At 70.4% G+C, this 1,575-nt stretch carries 1 protein-coding gene; it reads left to right on the top strand.

Features of this window, described 5'->3' with window-relative positions:
- Positions 1-13: 13 nt before the first annotated feature.
- Positions 14-1,575 (top strand): FAD-dependent oxidoreductase (locus AB0G02_RS39410; protein ID WP_360805386.1); only part of this gene is annotated, 1,562 nt, incomplete at its 3' end.

The raw sequence follows: 1,575 nt of genomic DNA, 5'->3' as shown, positions 1-1,575 counted from the left end.
GGCCATGCTGCTGGTGGTCGCCGGGCACCTCGTCACCGTGCTGGAGGCCAACTGCTACCGCGTGGGCGGCCGGCTCAAGACGTTCCGCACCACCGACCGCAACCACCCCGCGTTCGCCTGCGACAAGCAGTACGGCGAGGCCGGGGCCATGCGCCTGCCCGACTTCCACCCGCTCACCCTCGGCCTGGTCGACAAGCTCGGCCTGGGACGCCGGTTGTTCTTCAACGTCGACATCGACCCCGACGCCGATCCTGAGGTCGAGGCGCCGCCGGTGTTCTACACCTCGTTCACCGGTGACACCTGGCCGCCCGACGCCGATCCGCCCGACCCGATCAGCCCGCCGGCCAAGGTGGACCGCGCCTGGATCCGCACCAACGGCACGCAGGTCCGGCGGGTCGACTACGCCACCGACCCGAGCGCGATCAACGAGGGCTTCCACCTCACCGGCGACGAGGTCCGGGTCACCGCCGGCCGCCTGGTGCACGAGGCGCTGGACGAGGTCCGCGACTACTTCTCCGAGGTCGTGGAAGGCAAGCGGCGGAACAAGCCGTTCCCGGAGTGGCTGGACGGGTGGGCGCGGGTGATCCGCGACTTCGACGGCTACTCGATGGGCCGGTTCCTGCGGGAGCGGGCCGGGTTGAGCGACGAGGCGATCGAGGCGATCGGCACGATCGAGAACATGACGTCCCGGCTGCACCTGTCGTTCTTCCACAGCTTCCTCGGGCGCAGCGACATCAACCCCGACGCCACGTACTGGGAGATCCCGGGTGGAAGCTGGCGCCTGCCCGACGAGCTGCACCAGGAGCTGGGCGAGCGGGTCGTGCTCGGGGAGCGGGTGATCGGCATCGAGTACTGGGACCCGCGCCGCGACGACGCCGGGGGCACCCTGGTCGGTCCCGACGGACCGGCCGTGGCCGTGCAGACGACGCGGGAGGACGCCCCGCAGGGACCGAAGACCGACTGGACGGCGGACTTCGCCATCGTCACGATCCCGTTCTCCAGCCTGCGATTCGTCGACATCACCCCGCAGCTGTCGTACAAGAAGCGCCGCGCGATCATCGAGATGCACTACGACCAGGCCACCAAGGTGCTGCTGGAGTTCTCCCAGCGCTGGTGGGAGTTCACCGAGGACGACTGGCGGCGCGAGCTGGACGCCGTCCGGCCGGACCTGCACGCGTTCTACCGCGGCCTGGACGAGGACGACGAGAACGCCGCCTACTCCACCCCGCAGCGGATGGGCACGACGGCGACCGGTCTGCTCGGCGCGCACCCGAGCGTGGACGAGTCGCTGATCCCCGACGACCAGCTGCGCTACAACCGCGCGCTGCCGCTGATCGGTCCCGCCGACCGCCCGGCCACCGGCGTCGTCGGCGGCGGGTCGGCCACCGACAACCCCAACCGGTTCACCTACTACCCCTCCCACCGGGTCGAGGGCAGCGAGGGCGGCGTGGTGCTGGCCGCCTACAACTGGTCCGACGACGCCGCACGTTGGGACTCCCTCGACGACGGTCAGCGCTACATCTACGCCATGCGCAACCTGCAGGCCGTGCTCGGTCGGCGCATCGAGGTCTTCTA

The organism is Actinosynnema sp. NPDC023658 (genome assembly GCF_040639995.1).
Lineage (GTDB): Bacteria > Actinomycetota > Actinomycetes > Mycobacteriales > Pseudonocardiaceae > Actinosynnema.
The sequence above is the reverse complement of the archived record's forward strand: the minus strand, read 5'-3'. Positions and strand labels throughout refer to the sequence as shown.